Genomic DNA, 15,540 nt, shown 5'->3' on the forward strand with positions numbered 1-15,540 from the left:
TCCAGATGAAGTGCAGATCGACCCGATTTGGGTCATTTGATGTTGCCGACGACAGCATTATCCGATTTCCAGCCGGTTTGTTGGGATTTCCGGATTCCCAACGGTACGTCATTCTCGATCATGACACGGAGGCTCCGTTTAAATGGCTCCAGTCGATCGATGAACCTGGGCTGGCCTTCGTGATCCTTGATCCAGCCATATTCCATGCTGACTATCATGTCACTGTGCCAGCCGATATTGTGGCCGAAATGAATCACGGGAAAGATGAGGATCTGGCATTGGCCGTGATCCTGACGATTCCCTCCGATGATCCAGCTCACATTACGGCAAATCTACGGGGGCCGCTGGTCATGAGTCACAAGACGAGATTGGGTACACAGCTGGTACTCTCTGAGGAATATCCTACTCGGTTTGCGCTGTTCCCTGGATCGTCCTCCCAACCATCACTCTCCATAGGGCCACGGGCTGCCGCAAAGTGTCCTGCCTAAGAAGTATACGTTTCAAGTTTTGTGCTTCAGGTTTGAGATTGGTGCACAGCTTGAAACGTTGAACTTGCAACGTGAAACCACGCACCAAACGACGAACATTATCGTAGGTGTGTCGTGGTGCTTGCAGAAGCGGTGCTCGTCAATATCATGGATTAGGCCGCAGCCTTCGTGAGGGCAGGGTACCCATTGCGATAGGATTCCAGTACTTGGACCAGTCGCGCGACTTCGATCTCAAGTTGTGCGTACACAGGGGGCGCATCGTGAAGCGCTTGAAGGCGGCCGACTGCCTCGAGACGACTGGCGATCAATCCGACCTCTGAAGCACAGAGATTTCCTGCAGTTCCTTTAAAGGTGTGTGCTGATCGCTCGACGGCCGACGAATTGCCATCAGCCAGAGCCGTTCGAATGTCGGCCAGCATCGTTTGATACCGATCCAAAAAGAGACGGATGAGTTGGCCAAACAACTCAGTGTCACTCCCAATATTCTGATACATCTGTGCGTGATCGAAAATGCCTCGGGCAGGATCGGTTGTGCCCGGAGGGAGTACCGGCTTGATCGGATGGACCTTCTCAGGTGGGGCGGGTGTCCAGCGCGCGAGTGCGGCCCGTAGTTCGTCGAGCTTGATCGGCTTCGAGAGGTAGTCGTCCATGCCGGCGGCTAAGCAGCGTTCACGATCGCCCTGCATGGCATTGGCGGTGACGGCGATGATCGGTATATGTCGGCGAGTGTCAGGTGGCGGGCTGTAGGGTTCCTGTTGGCCGCCTACCTTGTCCGGCCCAGACTCTGAAAGCTGCAACTCGAAATGCGACAGCGTGGCGGATGCCTCGCGTTCGCGAATGATTCTGGTCGTCTCAAAGCCGTCCATGAGGGGCATCTGACAGTCCATCAGGATGGCGGCATATCGCCCTTTGGCCAATGCTGCCAAGGCCTCCTGCCCGTTATCGACGACATCCGGTCGGTAACCAAGCTTCTCGACCATCCGCACGGCAAGCTTCTGGTTGACAATATTATCCTCTACCACCAGCACATGTTGATGTTGAACGTTCTCGGCAACGGTATGTCGCGTGACCAGCTGTGGGACAATCGAACCGCTCTGCTCGGTTATCCGTTCTTGGTCATCCTGCATCCCAAGAACGGTTCTGAGACACTCTCGTAGCTCGTCGTGACGAACAGGCTTGGGGAGGTAGCCCATTGCACCGGATGATCGGGCCTGTTCAGCGTGCCCGCGCTGGAGAATGGATGTCATGACCACAAGGCGTGTGTGAGACTGCTCTGGATGGCTATTGAGCTCGCGCGCGAGCTGTAAGCCGTCCTTTCCAGGCATGACGACGTCCAAAATGGCGAGATCGTATGGCGTTCCTCTCTGATTGGCCTCTGTCATACGGTGCCAGGCTGACTCGGCGTCTTCGGCGAGGTCGTCCATCATTCCCCAGCCGGAAACAAGATGGTGGAGAATCATTCGGTTCGATTCATTGTCGTCGACAATCAGGACTCGTTTTCCTGCGAGCTCACCGGATGGAAGAATGGCACGGGGCGAGCCAGCTTGTTTCTGAAAGCGTGCCGTACACCAGAAGGTACTTCCGTGACCTTCGATACTCCGGACACCAATCTGACCTCCCATCAACTCCACCAGCTGCTTTGAAATCGAGAGACCCAGGCCGGTCCCCCCGTATTTTCTTGTCGTCGAGCTGTCTGCTTGAACGAACGGGCGGAAGAGCTTGTCGAGTGTCGCCGAACTCATGCCGATTCCGCTGTCAGTGACTTCGAATCTGATCACTGCGGTATCCGTGAGGTCTTCCTCAAGATACGCTTGGAGCGCCACATCACCTTTGCCCGTAAATTTTACGGCATTCGCAACCAAATTGGTGAGAACCTGCCGGAGGCGTCCCGGGTCTCCTTTTAGCCCTGTAGGAACGGCCGCGTGTACCAGTCCTGTAAGTTCGATTCCTTTCGTCTCTGCCCGCTCGGCAAACTGTGCGAGCACCTGTTCAACCGTGGTTCTCAGATTGAACTCCAGGCACTCTAACTCCAGTTTCCCGGCTTCGATTTTGCTGCATTCCAGCACGTCATTGATCAACTGCAAGAGGGCTTCGCCGCACTGGCGAATGGTTTCAGCGTACGAGTGTTGTTCAGGCGTCAACGGAGTCTCCATGAGTAGGCTCGTCATGCCGATCACCCCGTTCATGGGTGTACGCAGTTCATGACTGACCGTGGCTAAGAATGCGGACTTCACGCGTGCGGACTCCGTCGCCTTTTCAAGCGCCTGATCGAGGCGTTGATTGCTCTCACTAAGTTGAGAGGCGGTTTCCTGGAGTGCCTGTTGTGTCGTGTAGACGGTAGTCAGATCCGTTGCGTACCCACGGACGACTCCGTGAGGGAGGACCGGACAAAATGTCCATGAAAAACTGGCTTTGGGAAGCAGGACGTCTTCTCCGTGCAGGATTTGGCCGGTTGACAGGCATCGCTGGATGATCGTCATGAGCTGTGCGGGTGCCACGCTGGGAAATCCTTCGAGGCTATAGCCGAACCGGGAGAGCAACGAGATCATGGCAGGGTTGGCATACAGGAGGCTGCCATGTCGGTCCAACTCGATCATGGGTGAGGGACTTTCATGCGCAATGGCGGCGAGGCGGTCACGCTCCTGTTTGACCTCCATTTCTTGAGACAAGTCCCGGACGCAGATCATCAGCACCGTGACGTCACCGACCATATTGGGCGTACATGTCCATTCGACTGGAATGAGGGCGCCCGTTCGTTTCATGTGGAGCTGTTGTCTCGAGGCAATTGGATGACCGCTTCGTAAGACTCTGGTCAGTTGTGCCGTAATCATGTCGGCATCGGACGACGTGAGCGTCGACCAGAAGGCGGGAAAAGATTGTTTCATCGGGAGCCGTGATCGTGGTCCGAGGAACCGGCGTGCCTCCCGGTTGACGGCGAGAATCGTGAGATCTGGGTTGAGGAGAAGGGCCCCGATCGGTAAGCCTTCAAGCAGGTTGGCAATGTTGGGAGTACGCCACGAGTCGATTCCCGCCCGACGGCGGGATGGTTCATGCTTTTTCTGGGATCGCGGCATTACGCGGCTCGCAAGTCGGAATTATCCAGGTGAATACCGATGTTGACTCGTTCACGAGTGGGATCGAGCACACGGAGGACGGAACGTACCGTGTGGTCTGCAGATGGTGCAGCGAGATCCACCGCGATCGGTGTGGGGTAGGAGCCTCCCTGTGGGTCGGTCGTGATTTTGACGAGTGGTTTGAGTCGTTGCTGAGGGTTGACTCCCACGACCACCGCTTGTTCTCCGGTATTGAGCCTGACCAAACTTCCCACAGGGTATACGCCGATGCTTCGAATCATCAGTTCTACGAGAGCTTTCTCGAATTGGCCTCGCTCTCCGGCCAGAAACAGTTGTCGAACGGCGTCATGCGGCATCATGGAGGGGCGTGTACCACGTCGGCTCACCATGCCGTCGTAATAGTCGACGATACCGACAATCTGTGCGAGCTGCGAAGTTTGGTCGTGCTGGAGGGCGGCAGGAAAGCCGCTTCCATTGCTCCGCTCATGATGCTCCTTGACGATGCGCAAGACATCCTCAGGCATCCCCGGTTGTTCAGCGAGCACGGCGACTCCCAGTTTGCAGTGCTGTTCCAGAAGAGTCTTGTCCTGTCCGGTGCACTCATCTCGCTTGCGCACGAGATTCCGAGGAAGCCGCACATAGCCCGTATCGTGCAGCAAGGCCCCCATTCCAACGAGTTCCTGTGTCGGTTGATCCAGTCCGCTCTCAAGAGCCACGATGAGCGACAGGATGCAGGTATCCAGTGCATGGGTCGTCAGGGATCGATCAAACTGCTTGATTTTTTGAATGGCGAGCTGAGTGGCCATCGCAGCATGGTCGCTGAGTACGTGCTCCAGAACGATCGATACGATCGCTTTGGTTGCTTCGGGTGAGGGAGGAATGCCACGTTCAAGATCAGTGAAGATGCGCTCCACCGCTTCCTGTGCTTGGGCATAGATGACCGAGGGCGGCTGACCGGCATCATGCCTCGCGACTCCACCGGCTGCGGTCGTGTTCGCAGGCGGGGCTGGTTCAACAGAGGCGACCGAGTCAAGCGGAGGGGGTTCCGGCTGTGCGTGGCGCTCGAGGGTATCCGGGTTGGTCGGGGGGGGGCACGATGGCACATCAAGCCCTTTACTGGTGTCGATCGTCACCATCCTGATTCCATGACGCTTCATGAGTTGAATGGTGTCTAGGTCTTTGATGGGAAATTTATGAGACAGGAAGGGGGTGCGATACCAAGGAACGTCCATGCCAACGAGATACATACCGAGGATCAGCTGGTCGATTGAAATCTGCTTGGTAGCCATAGATCGTGGACTCCAGGTCGGAGACGTCGTCGAACGGACTATTATCCTGCAGCTGGTTCGCGTGCGTTATCGGCGAAAGAAACAGTGAACTTGATCGGTGTGTGCAAGACGGTGCGCGTTGGAATTCATTCTGAATCAATATGTTCCATCTCGTATCCTTGTTGCTCAAGAAAAGTCTGTGCTGGACCGATAGAGCCCATCAGCGAGTGTTTGTAACGATTGCTCAACGAGGAAGGAACAAGATGAACGACTTAGTCGAGGCGACTCCCTCTCCAGCATCGTTCTTATCAGTGGGCTTGGCCATCAAACTGTCTTTGACGCTTGATGGGCAGAAAGTGATGTATGGCTCCACGCTGTTGGGCTGGAAAGATCACGCGTGGCTTGTCTGTGAATGGCCGCTCCCGCTGAGTCACGACCAGCGGGTTGAGAGCGGGACTCCATGCACCGTGAGCTATCTTCATGACGGCAAGTTGGTTGGGTACCGGAGTGAGTTTCGCGATCTGATTACCTCGCCGGTGCCGTTACTCTTCGTGGCCTACCCGAAGAACGTAGAGGAAATGCACCTGCGTAAGCATCTCAGAGCCTCCGCCAACGAACCGATTCTTTTGATGCAAGCGGACACGGCGAGCGGTTCTTCTTCCGTATTACCTGGGAACAGCTATTTTGGCGGTTTACTGAAAGATCTCAGCGGGGGAGGCTGCAGTGTGACCTTGGTTCGAAGACCGGCGTGGTTGCGGTCAGGATCGGCAGTTCGTCTGGAGTTCGAACTTCCTGGACTCGGGCACATTACCAATTTGACAGGAGTCGTAAAAAACGTCGATGTACGACATGGTAGTGAAACGATTGGGATTGAGTTTCGGTTCAACGAAATGGAATATATCGAGTATCGAGGTTGGGGAGGGTCGGTCAAGAGTGCGATCGAGCAGTGGGCGACACAGAAAACGATGGTGCTGTCATTGTCTTGACAGTAGAAACCCTTCAGCCTTCCTAAGGAATTGTTTTCCCTTCAGACCGGCAAATACTGCCGACCTATTCGTCTTCTAAATCAAAAAACCCTCGTCTAGACGCCATAGTCCAGCCGTCTGTCTGGCATGTGTCTTGAAGTACGTTTCTGCGCAGATCTGATCTCAAGGAAGAGAGCATCATGAACGGTCCACCTACGACGCAACACGAGCTCAATCCTCGATGGTGTTTGGCGTACGACACAATCGACCGTCACGACACTGATCGCCTGATCGAGTGGCTTCGTACCTATCCACGATTAACGAAGGGGACTGTTACGTGCGACTTTGAGTCGCGTTGGTCAAACTGGTTGAATTCCTCGCACTCCATATTCTGCAACTCTGGGTCGTCCGCCAATCTCTTGATGTACTACGCGCTCCTGGCCTCAGGGCGGTTGCGTAACAAGAAAGTGATCGTTCCCAGCGTGGGCTGGGTCACATCGATTGCGCCGGCGATCCAATTCGGTTTTGAGCCCATTATGTGTGAGGCCGATTCGGAGACGTTCGGTCTCGACTTAGATCATCTCGAAACGCTGCTAAAACAGCATCACGCTCAGACCGTCATGCTCGTCCAAGTGCTTGGTGTCCCTCACAAAATGCGGGAACTGATGGCATTGAAGGCTCGCTATGAGTTCGTGCTTCTCGAAGACGCGTGTGCGGCAATCGGAGCGACCTACGAGGGGCGGAGAGTCGGCTCATTTGGTGATATGGGCAGTTTCTCATTTTACTTCGGCCATCAAATGTCGACGATCGAGGGCGGCATGGTCTCTACCGATGATTCCAAGATGAGAGATCTACTGCTCATGCTCAGAAGCCACGGCTGGAGCAAGGACTTGGACAGAGCGACACATCACTCGCTTGTAACGCGATACGGTATCGATGACTTTCATTCACCCTTTGTGTTTTATGAGCCCGGCTTCAACCTCCGGTCGACAGACTTGAACGCGTTCATCGGGATCGGGCAACTGGAAAAGCTGGATTGGATGACGGAGCAGCGCCGGCAGAACCATGCTCGCTATTTGGCTCGCTTGAGTGGAAGTTTCTACGTTCAACGTCATCCGGCAGATAGTGAAGTAGCCAGCATTTCTGTCGGACTCTTGGCGGAGTCTCGTCAACAACGGCAGCGCATCGTCCAAGCCCTCTCTGCCCGTGGCGTGGAGACACGCATTTTCTCAGCCGGCAATCTTGGTCTGCATCCGTTCTGGATGAACCGCTATGGGGCAGCCAGTTTCCCGGTCGCCGATCGGATTCATCACTGTGGGTTCTTTCTACCGAATCACCCAAGCCTGAGCGAAGAGGACATTGCGACGATTTCCACTATCGTTCTGGAGGCAGCGTGACAGCTCCCTTACTTGTCACCGGTGGATCGGGGTTGTTAGGGCAGGCCGTGCGCCGTCTGAGACCTGATGCGGTCTACCTGTCCAGGCGGGACGGAGATCTTCGCGATCGAAGCGTCGCCGAGCGGCTGTTGCAATCTATTCAGCCCGGCCAGATCTTGCATTTGGCCGGCGTGGTCGGAGGGGTCAAAGCCAATGCCGTCGACAATGCGCGGTTTCTCGAAGAGAACATGCTGATCAACACGGCTGTCTTGTCGGCCGCACGGCAGCTGCGCATCCCGCGTCTCACAACGATGTTATCCAGTTGCGCGTTTCCCTTTTATGCGGATCGCCAAACTACGGAAACTGACTTGCTGAGTGCATCGCCCTATGACGGAAACGCCGGCTACGCCTATGCAAAGCGCATGCTCGACCTTCACGTCAGGCTCGCGGCCACGGAAGCGGGACTTGCGTGGAACAGCCTCACACCTGTGACCATGTACGGGCCGCATGACTCTTTCGACCTGGAATCGGGGCATGTGGTGGGCGCGCTGATCCGCCGTTGTCATGATGCCCAGACGAACGACGCTGGTTTTACGGTCTGGGGTACTGGACGGGCCGTTCGTCAATTTGTGTACGTCGATGATGTGGCGCGTTTAGCTCTTGGAGCCCTAGCGGGTGCCTGGGGATCAGGTACGACCATTGTGACTCCGGACGAAGGAATTTCGATCGCTCACCTCGCCCGTACGATCGGCCAGGTCATGGACTATCACGGTCCTATTGTCTTCGACGCCACCAAGCCGGAAGGGATGCTCGTAAAGCGCTTGCGGAGTACTACCTTCGAAGCACGATTTCCAGGCAACCGATTCACCAGTCTCACTGATGGGCTCACAGAGACCGTGCGATGGTTTTTCAGCCGACAGGTCGGACGATCCCAGCGTCATCTTGAGTCGTCGTTGTGCGGTCATTCGTAAGGAGTCAACAGGAACATGATGACATTGCAAGAACATGTCGTGATCACGGGCGGAGCAGGCTACATCGGATCCGTGCTGTCTCGCCACTTACTCAATCGCGGGTATAGGGTCACGGTCATCGACAATTTCATGTACCGACAGAATAGCCTCCTGGATTGTTGCAGCGACGACAGGTTTAGCGTGATCCGCGGTGATTGTCGGGATGAACGACTCATGACGGATGTGATTCGTGACGGCGATATCCTCATTCCGTTGGCGGCGTTAGTGGGTGCACCGCTGTGCAATCGGGACCGAATCGGTGCCTATTCGATTAATTTGGATGCGGTTCACATGCTGTGTAAGCTCTCTTCGCCGACTCAGCGCATCATCTTTCCTGTCACCAACAGTGGGTATGGGATCGGTCAACCTGGAATTCCCTGCACCGAAGAGTCGCCGCTCCGTCCCATTAGTCTCTACGGTGAGACCAAAGTAAAAGCCGAACGGGTCGTACTCGATCGGGGCAATGCCATCACGCTTCGGCTTGCGACGGTCTTCGGTGCTTCGCCCCGGATGCGAATGGACCTCCTCGTGAACGATTTTGTCTGGCGGGCGGTCCATGATCGAGCCGTCACAGTCTTCGAAGGCCACTGTAAGCGCAACTATATTCATGTTCGGGACGTGACCAAGGCTTTCCTCCATGCGATCGAGCATTTCGACTCCATGAAGGACTCCCCATACAATGTCGGGCTGGACGATGCCAACTTGTCAAAGTTGGAACTGTGCGCTGAAATCAAACGGCAGGTGCCGCAGTTCGTCTATTCGGAGGCCCCGATCGGGGAAGATCCGGACAAGCGGGATTACATCGTCTCCAACAAACGGATACTCGCCACAGGCTTCACACCCGATTGGTCGCTCGCACGTGGCATCCGGGAGCTGACTAAGTGCTACACCGTCATCGGCGGAACCGGATACGGCAATGTGTAAGGCCAGCACGATCGCACAGAGGGGAGTCGTACGATGATCATCAGCCGCACACCCTTCCGCATCTCATTTTTCGGTGGTGGCACCGACTATCCGGTGTGGTTTCGGGAACATGGGGGCGCTGTGTTGGCAACGACCATCGACAAGTATTGTTACATCTCCTGCCGGTATCTGCCGCCGTTCTTTGAACACAGGACACGCATTGCCTACTCACGTATCGAGCAAGCCAAATCGAATAATGAGATCAAACATCCTGCGGTCCGTGGTGTACTCCAGCATATGGGCATAACCGATGGTCTTGAAATTCACCACGATGGTGATTTGCCTGCGCGCACCGGATTGGGATCGAGTTCTTCGTTCACCGTCGGCCTATTGCATTCCTTGTACGCCTTGCAACACACCATGCCGAGCAAAGCAGAATTGGCTCAGACAGCGATTCACATCGAACAGAACGTCTTGCAGGAGTCCGTCGGCTGCCAGGATCAGGTGTTGGCGGCGCACGGCGGGTTGTGCCGCGTTAATTTTTCATCGAACGGTGACATCGGATACACATCGCTCGTGATGAAACCGGAGAGACTGACCGATTTTCAGGATCATCTATTGCTCTATTTTACAGGATTTTCACGCACAGCATCCGAAATCGCGAAGGAGCAAATTGAAAAAACAAAGCAGCGGCGTGTCGAACTCTTCGCCATGTTACAGATGGTTCAAGAGGGTATCTCGATCATGGTTGGAGATCGCGATCTCGGTGAGTTCGGTGAGTTGCTGCATGAGGCTTGGATGGTCAAGCGAGGTCTGACGTCCCAGATCACCACGCCGATGATCGACGACATCTACGATGCAGCAAGGAGAGCGGGAGCGCTTGGCGGCAAACTGCTTGGTGCAGGGGGTGGTGGATTTATGCTGTTCTTCGCCAAACCGGAGGTGCATCAAAGAATCCATGCTGCCTTGCCTGGGCTTCTTCGGGTTCCCTTCCGATTCGAAGGGCTTGGCAGCCAGATCGTATTCTATCAACAGGAAACACCGATAGTGCGGGACTTTGGATGGACGGATGAGCAGGCGTCCGCCGCTGGTCGGAACGCATTCCCGTTGGAGAAAGCGGCATGACCATAGGTGCCGGTGGTTGTGATCTCGTCGTTCTGTGTGGTGGGCTTGGCACAAGGCTGCGTCCGGCGGTGAGCGACCGGCCGAAAGCAATGGCCCTAATTCATGACCGACCTTTTCTCGATTTCATTCTTGAGCACTTTGTCGTTCACGGAATGACACGTATTATTCTGTGTACTGGATACCTGGGTGGGCATATCGCCCAGCGATACGCCGGTATACGGCATCCCTATGAAGTAGTGATTTCGCATGAGCCTTTCCCGATGGGAACGGCGGGCGCTGTCAAGCATGCGGCCGCCCTGATCCAGAGCGATCCTTTCATGGTTGTCAACGGTGATTCGTTGATCGAAATTGATCCGAACCAGCTGCTCGAATTTCATGCTGCCAAGCAAGGATGGGCAACCATCGCACTAGCCTCAGCAGGAGCACGGAGTGACGTTGGTTTTGTGACGGTCAATTCACACGCACAAGTCACGGCGTTCACCGAGAAACAACCCGGTACGGTGCCGCAATATCACAATGCCGGTCTGTATGTGTTCAGGAGGGATGTGCTGAAGGAGATTCCGGATCATCGCCTCTCATCCATTGAAAGAGACGTGCTCCCGGCGTTGCTGCCTCGCGGCGTGTACGGATTTGTCAGCACCGTCGCGCTATACGATATCGGCACCCCGGAGCGGCTGGCAGAGTTCGCAAGCTCTCGGCATGAGTGGCGGGGAGGAGTCCTGTCATGATCGCCGTCAGAAACTGGCGGATGGAAGAGTTTGTGAGCCGCAGAGGATTGCGATGACCTATTCTCATGCATTGACGACATTGCCGTTTTCTTCTCGAGGAGATCGGCTCATCGGCCAGGAGATGTTCAAGGTGTTGGATCGAGCCCAGAGCCTGGAGCTGGACGGGCAATATGTCTATCACCTTGAGCTGGGCAACCCGCGTATGGCACCTCCCACTGAAATTATCGAGGCGACCGTGGAGGCCGTCCGGGGGAGGCAACTTGGGTATACCCCGATGGGAGGCCTTCGCGAATTACGGACCGCCCTGGCTGCTCGGTACGCTTTGAGAACCGGACGAATCCTCGACGACAGTCATGTCGTGATCAGCCCGGCGAACTTGCTGATCAGCCAGTTTCTGGACCTCACGTGCAATCCCGGCGACAGAGTTGTGCTCTTCACTCCGGCATTTCCATCGTATTGGGCGGCGACGGCGCACATAGGTCTTGACGTGACATCAGTTTCGTTGGCGCAAGACAACGGGTTTCATCTGTCTGAGGCACATATTGAAGCAGCCATCTCTGCATCTCCTAAAGCCATCATTGTCAATTCCGCCAACAATCCAACAGGTGCCGTCTATACCAGGGCAATGCTGGAACTGCTGGCGCAACGGTGTGACCAGGAGAGTATTTGGCTGTTGAGCGACGAAACCTACGGCGAGTTGTCTTTCAGTTGGCCATTCTTCAGTTTGGCTTCATGTGACATGCCTCAGTTGGTCGTGATGTCATCTTTTTCGAAACTGTGTTCGATTCCTGGATACCGTATCGGCTATGCGATCGCACATCCTTCAGTCGCAGAGAAGCTGGCACTCTCATCATCCACGCTAATCTCCTGTTTGCCGGCGTTCACTCAACTGGGATGTCTTGCGGGTCTTCCGATACTCGATCAATACGTTGCGCAGGTCAAGGCACATTGTAACCGCGTGGCAAGCACGTGTGCCGCTTCTGTCAACGGCTCGGGAATTTTGCGCACGGCCTCGCCGGAATCAGGCTTCTACTTGTTTGTCGATATCGGTGGGACGGGCCTGGACGATATGACGTTCTGTAAACAGCTGCTGGAAGAACGACATACCGCGGTGACACCGGGACGAAGTTTTGGCGCCAACTGCTCCACCTTTATCCGGATCGCCACCTGCGGACAAGAGCAGGATGTCATGGAAGGTGTTCGACGTGTCGTGGCATTGGCCCATGATGTTGGAGGCATGCATGTCGCAGCGTAGTGATGTCCTGTTTGTGACGCCACCAAGCCGTGTGCAGGTTTATCAGAGTCTCAGTCGCGATTTGGCTGCGATTGAGCCCCCTGTATGGGCAGGAATGATGGCATCCTTCATTCGGGATCGTGGGTATGACGTCGGGATTCTAGATGCGGAGGCGAAAGGATTTACCCATGTGCAAACCGCCCATGCCATTGCACAGGCCGATCCCCGCTTGGTGGTGTTCGTCATTTATGGACAGCAGCCCTCTGCTTCAACGCAATGCATGCCGGCTGGGAGGCGCGTCTGCGAAGAGCTGCGGGCTTTGTCAGATGTTCCGACGCTGGTGATGGGGACGCATCCGTCGGCGTTGCCCAGACGAACACTGCTGGAAGAGCCCTATACCTACGTGTGTCAGGGAGAAGGACCGTACACTGTGCTGGGACTTCTGCGGCTACTGCGGGATGGTGTGGGATCGCTCAAGGACGTGCCGGGCTTGTGGTATCAGGAGCAGAGTCAGATCCACTCGAATCCACCTGCGCCGCTGATTGCCGATCTGGACCGGGAGTTGTCGGGGCAAGGCTGGGAGTTGCTCGAGATGAGTCGCTATCGTGCCCACAATTGGCACTGCTTCGACCGTCTCGAGGCGCGCAGCCCCTACGCTTCGTTACAAACGAGCCTGGGATGCCCATTTAAATGTTCGTTTTGTTGCATCAATGCGCCGTTTGACACGCCGATGCTTCGTACCTGGAGTCCCGATCATGTCATTCGTCTGATTGATCGGCTGGTCCTAGACTATGGCGTCACCAACATCAAGATTCCGGACGAGATGTTTGTGTTGAACCGGCGGCATGTGCTGGGTATTTGCGACCGGATCATTGAGCGAGGCTACCACCTTAATATTTGGGCCTATGCTCGTGTGGATACCGTACAAGACCAGGTCCTCGAAAAACTGAAGGCGGCTGGGTTCAACTGGCTGGGGCTGGGTATCGAGTCCGGCAGCCAACATGTCCGCGACGGCGTAGAGAAAGGGCGGTTCGGAGACCGGGAGATCGTCGCAACGGTAGAGCGCATTCGGTCGCATGGTATTTATGTCGCGGCCAATTACATTTTTGGGTTGCCTGACGACACGCTGGCCAGCATGCGGACGACACTGGATTTGGCGCTCGAACTGAACACGGAGTGGGCCAATTTCTACTGTGCAATGGCCTATCCGGGATCACCCTTATATGCCCTGGCAAGAGACAAGGGGTGGCCGCTGCCTGATGATTCAGGAGGACCAGGGTGGATCGGGTATTCACAGCATGCCTATGAGGCGCTGCCCTTACCGACTGAACAGTTGTCGGCCACCGACGTATTGGATTTTCGTGATCGAGCATTTCTGGAGTATTTCCAGCACCCGTCGTATCTCGGGTTGCTGCACCGGACTTTTGGCCCGCATGTGGCTGATCATGTCATGGAGATGTGTTCTCATCACGTCCAACGGCGTCATCACGACGCCACGGCCATACCGGCGGTCTGACCAAAGCCGCGAAGGAGTCCTATGATCAAAGTGGCGGACTACATTATCAATACGCTCGCAGAACGAGGCATCGACAAGATATTCGTCGTCTATGGCGCGGCCAACGGCGACTTGATCGATGCGTTCACCAGGACGGCAGCCACGGAGTATGTGGCGGTCATGCACGAACAGGCCGGCGGATTCGCCGCGGAAGGGTATGCCAAGGTCAAAGGCATTCCCGGTGTGGCGATCGCGACGAGCGGACCAGGTGGCATGAATCTTCTCACATCGATGGGGAATTGTTTCTATGACTCGATTCCTTGTGTGTTTTTGACCGGTCAGATCAACTCGAGGTTTCTGCGGCCTGATCCTTCGATTCGGCAGGTCGGATTTCAAGAAACGGACATCGTTGCAATGGCAGCGCCGGTGACGAAGTACGCCAAGATGCTCGTGAAGGCGGAGGACGTCCGCTACGAAGTGGAAAAGGCGTTGTGGCTCTGCCAAAGCGGACGCCCCGGGCCAGTCTTACTCGATATTCCGCTCGATATTCAAAAAGCCAAGATTGATGTGAAGCAATTGGTTGGGTTCGAGCCGCCAGCCGTCGCCGGCTACGACCTGGATGTGGTGGACCGGCAGATCCACAAGTTGCTGGATGATCTCCGATGGGCGGAACGGCCGGTTATCCTCGTAGGCGGGGGCGTCCGGCTGTCTGACGCGCAGGACGACGTTCGCGAGCTGGGACGTCGGTTGAAGATTCCTTGCTTCCCGACCTGGAACGCGTTGGACGTTATTACGTCCGACTATGAGTTCTATGGCGGGCGTATCGGGACTTACGGAGGTGCTGGGCGGAACTTCGGCATTCAGAACAGCGATCTCCTGATCTCGATCGGCAGCCGGATTTCCGGACGCATCACGGGAGGCAATGTGCAGAGTTTTGCCAGGCAGGCCAGAAAATACTTGGTCGAAATCGATCCGGCTATGGTGCAGCGGAAGTTCCAGCAAGTGCCGTTCGACGTCAACATCCTCTGCGACGCCAAGGCGTTCGTGCGGCGGCTGCTGGTCGCGCTGGACAAGAATCCGAAAGCGATTCCTCACCGTGCGAGCTGGACCGAACGGGTGATGGAATGGAAGCGGAAGTACGATCCCGTGCGCTCCGACTTCTTCAAGCAGAAAGAAAAGGTCCACCCCTATGCCTTCATGCGCCGCCTGTCCGAGAAGATGGGTGCGACCGACGTCCTGGTCGGTGATTGCGGCGGCAACATCGTCGTCAGCAACCATGCATTCGAGACCAAGTACGGACAGCGCAACCTGACGAACAATGGTAATTCGCCGATGGGTTTTTCCTTTGCCGGAGCCATGGGGGCCTGGTTCGCGGATCCAACCCGCCAGGTGGTCTGCACGATCGGTGACGGCGGTTTCAATATGAACCTGCAAGAGTTGCAGACGTTCCTCAACTATGGTGTGAAGGTCAAAACGTTCATTTTGAACAACCATATTTACGGGATCACCAAAGCGTATCAGGAGACCAACTTCCAGGGGCGTGCTGAGGCTTGCGGTCCGAAGGGGTATCGTCCGCCAGACTTTCTTAAATTGGCAGAGGCGTATGGCATCAAAACAGTGGCGATCGGTAACCATGCCGAAATGGACGCCAAGATCGATGAAGTGCTGCAGTACGACGGACCGGTGGTCTGTGACGTAGATATGGATGAGTACCATACCTACGAACCGAGAATCTTCGGATGGAAGACGCCGATCGAAGACATGTACCCCTACCTCTCGCGCGAGGAGTTCAGGGACAACATGGTGGTCGAGCCGGTGGAAGGATGGATGTGTCCAGAATATCCAGATGTTGTGAAGTCGATGCAGCCGTGAGG

Annotated in this window: 12 protein-coding genes; 10 read left to right on the top strand and 2 right to left on the bottom strand. The window is 55.6% G+C overall.

What is annotated here, in order from left to right; translation table 11 throughout:
* The first annotated feature begins 5 nt into the window (after positions 1–5).
* A complete protein-coding gene (gene fliW / locus ACMTNU_RS10990) occupies positions 6–488 on the top strand; it encodes a flagellar assembly protein FliW (RefSeq protein ID WP_413935296.1) in 483 nt (160 codons plus the stop codon).
* Positions 489–640: 152 nt separating this feature from the next.
* On the opposite strand, the gene ACMTNU_RS10995 is transcribed toward fliW, so the two are convergent.
* Entirely contained in the window at positions 641–3,562 is a 2,922-nt protein-coding gene (locus ACMTNU_RS10995; RefSeq protein WP_413935297.1) for a response regulator, read from the bottom strand.
* Positions 3,562–4,851 (bottom strand): HD-GYP domain-containing protein, encoded by a 1,290-nt coding sequence (locus ACMTNU_RS11000; RefSeq protein WP_413935298.1) that lies wholly within the window; start codon positions 4,849–4,851, stop codon positions 3,562–3,564. Before ACMTNU_RS11000 ends, ACMTNU_RS10995 begins: the two co-directional genes overlap by 1 nt.
* 242 nt (positions 4,852–5,093) lie before the next feature.
* Between ACMTNU_RS11000 and ACMTNU_RS11005 the strand changes: the two genes are divergently transcribed.
* The 9 genes from ACMTNU_RS11005 to ACMTNU_RS11045 all read left to right on the top strand — a co-directional run bounded on the left by ACMTNU_RS11005 (position 5,094) and on the right by ACMTNU_RS11045 (position 15,538).
* Positions 5,094–5,816, top strand: coding sequence for a flagellar brake protein (locus ACMTNU_RS11005; protein ID WP_413935299.1), 723 nt, complete (start codon positions 5,094–5,096; stop codon positions 5,814–5,816).
* Positions 5,817–5,995: 179 nt separating this feature from the next.
* Positions 5,996–7,192 carry a DegT/DnrJ/EryC1/StrS family aminotransferase gene (locus ACMTNU_RS11010; protein ID WP_413935300.1) on the top strand — a complete coding sequence of 399 codons (1,197 nt, stop codon included), beginning with the start codon at positions 5,996–5,998 and terminating at the stop codon, positions 7,190–7,192.
* Positions 7,189–8,142, top strand: a complete 954-nt coding sequence (locus ACMTNU_RS11015; RefSeq protein ID WP_413935301.1) for an NAD-dependent epimerase/dehydratase family protein — start codon at positions 7,189–7,191, stop codon at positions 8,140–8,142. The genes ACMTNU_RS11010 and ACMTNU_RS11015 overlap by 4 nt, the downstream gene beginning before the upstream one ends.
* Positions 8,143–8,157: 15 nt before the next feature.
* Positions 8,158–9,105 carry an NAD-dependent epimerase/dehydratase family protein gene (locus ACMTNU_RS11020; protein WP_413935302.1) on the top strand — a complete coding sequence of 316 codons (948 nt, stop codon included), beginning with the start codon at positions 8,158–8,160 and terminating at the stop codon, positions 9,103–9,105.
* Positions 9,106–9,138: 33 nt separating this feature from the next.
* Complete coding sequence (locus ACMTNU_RS11025; RefSeq protein WP_090750196.1) at positions 9,139–10,209, top strand: kinase; 1,071 nt, start codon at positions 9,139–9,141, stop codon at positions 10,207–10,209.
* Positions 10,206–10,937, top strand: coding sequence for a sugar phosphate nucleotidyltransferase (locus ACMTNU_RS11030; protein WP_413935303.1), 732 nt, complete (start codon positions 10,206–10,208; stop codon positions 10,935–10,937). The genes ACMTNU_RS11025 and ACMTNU_RS11030 overlap by 4 nt, the downstream gene beginning before the upstream one ends.
* Positions 10,938–10,989: 52 nt before the next feature.
* The gene (locus tag ACMTNU_RS11035; protein WP_413935304.1) at positions 10,990–12,192 is read left to right on the top strand and encodes a pyridoxal phosphate-dependent aminotransferase; all 1,203 of its coding nucleotides are present in this window, start codon (positions 10,990–10,992) and stop codon (positions 12,190–12,192) included.
* A complete protein-coding gene (locus tag ACMTNU_RS11040) occupies positions 12,179–13,687 on the top strand; it encodes a B12-binding domain-containing radical SAM protein (RefSeq protein WP_413935305.1) in 1,509 nt (502 codons plus the stop codon). Before ACMTNU_RS11035 ends, ACMTNU_RS11040 begins: the two co-directional genes overlap by 14 nt.
* Positions 13,688–13,708: 21 nt before the next feature.
* Positions 13,709–15,538, top strand: coding sequence for a thiamine pyrophosphate-binding protein (locus ACMTNU_RS11045; RefSeq protein ID WP_413935306.1), 1,830 nt, complete (start codon positions 13,709–13,711; stop codon positions 15,536–15,538).
* Positions 15,539–15,540 lie beyond the last annotated feature (2 nt).

The sequence above is a fragment of the Nitrospira sp. BLG_1 genome (assembly GCF_047338595.1).
Taxonomy (GTDB): Bacteria; Nitrospirota; Nitrospiria; order Nitrospirales; family Nitrospiraceae; genus Nitrospira_D.

Coding starts and splice junctions, on each gene's coding strand:
- ACMTNU_RS11000 (WP_413935298.1), bottom strand. CDS start 4,851: ATGGCTACCAAGCAGATTTCAATCGACCAGCTGATCCTCGGTATGTAT.
- ACMTNU_RS11005 (WP_413935299.1), top strand. CDS start 5,094: ATGAACGACTTAGTCGAGGCGACTCCCTCTCCAGCATCGTTCTTATCA.
- ACMTNU_RS11045 (WP_413935306.1), top strand. CDS start 13,709: ATGATCAAAGTGGCGGACTACATTATCAATACGCTCGCAGAACGAGGC.
- fliW (WP_413935296.1), top strand. CDS start 6: ATGAAGTGCAGATCGACCCGATTTGGGTCATTTGATGTTGCCGACGAC.
- ACMTNU_RS11030 (WP_413935303.1), top strand. CDS start 10,206: ATGACCATAGGTGCCGGTGGTTGTGATCTCGTCGTTCTGTGTGGTGGG.
- ACMTNU_RS11040 (WP_413935305.1), top strand. CDS start 12,179: ATGTCGCAGCGTAGTGATGTCCTGTTTGTGACGCCACCAAGCCGTGTG.
- ACMTNU_RS10995 (WP_413935297.1), bottom strand. CDS start 3,562: ATGCCGCGATCCCAGAAAAAGCATGAACCATCCCGCCGTCGGGCGGGA.
- ACMTNU_RS11020 (WP_413935302.1), top strand. CDS start 8,158: ATGATGACATTGCAAGAACATGTCGTGATCACGGGCGGAGCAGGCTAC.
- ACMTNU_RS11025 (WP_090750196.1), top strand. CDS start 9,139: ATGATCATCAGCCGCACACCCTTCCGCATCTCATTTTTCGGTGGTGGC.
- ACMTNU_RS11035 (WP_413935304.1), top strand. CDS start 10,990: ATGACCTATTCTCATGCATTGACGACATTGCCGTTTTCTTCTCGAGGA.
- ACMTNU_RS11010 (WP_413935300.1), top strand. CDS start 5,996: ATGAACGGTCCACCTACGACGCAACACGAGCTCAATCCTCGATGGTGT.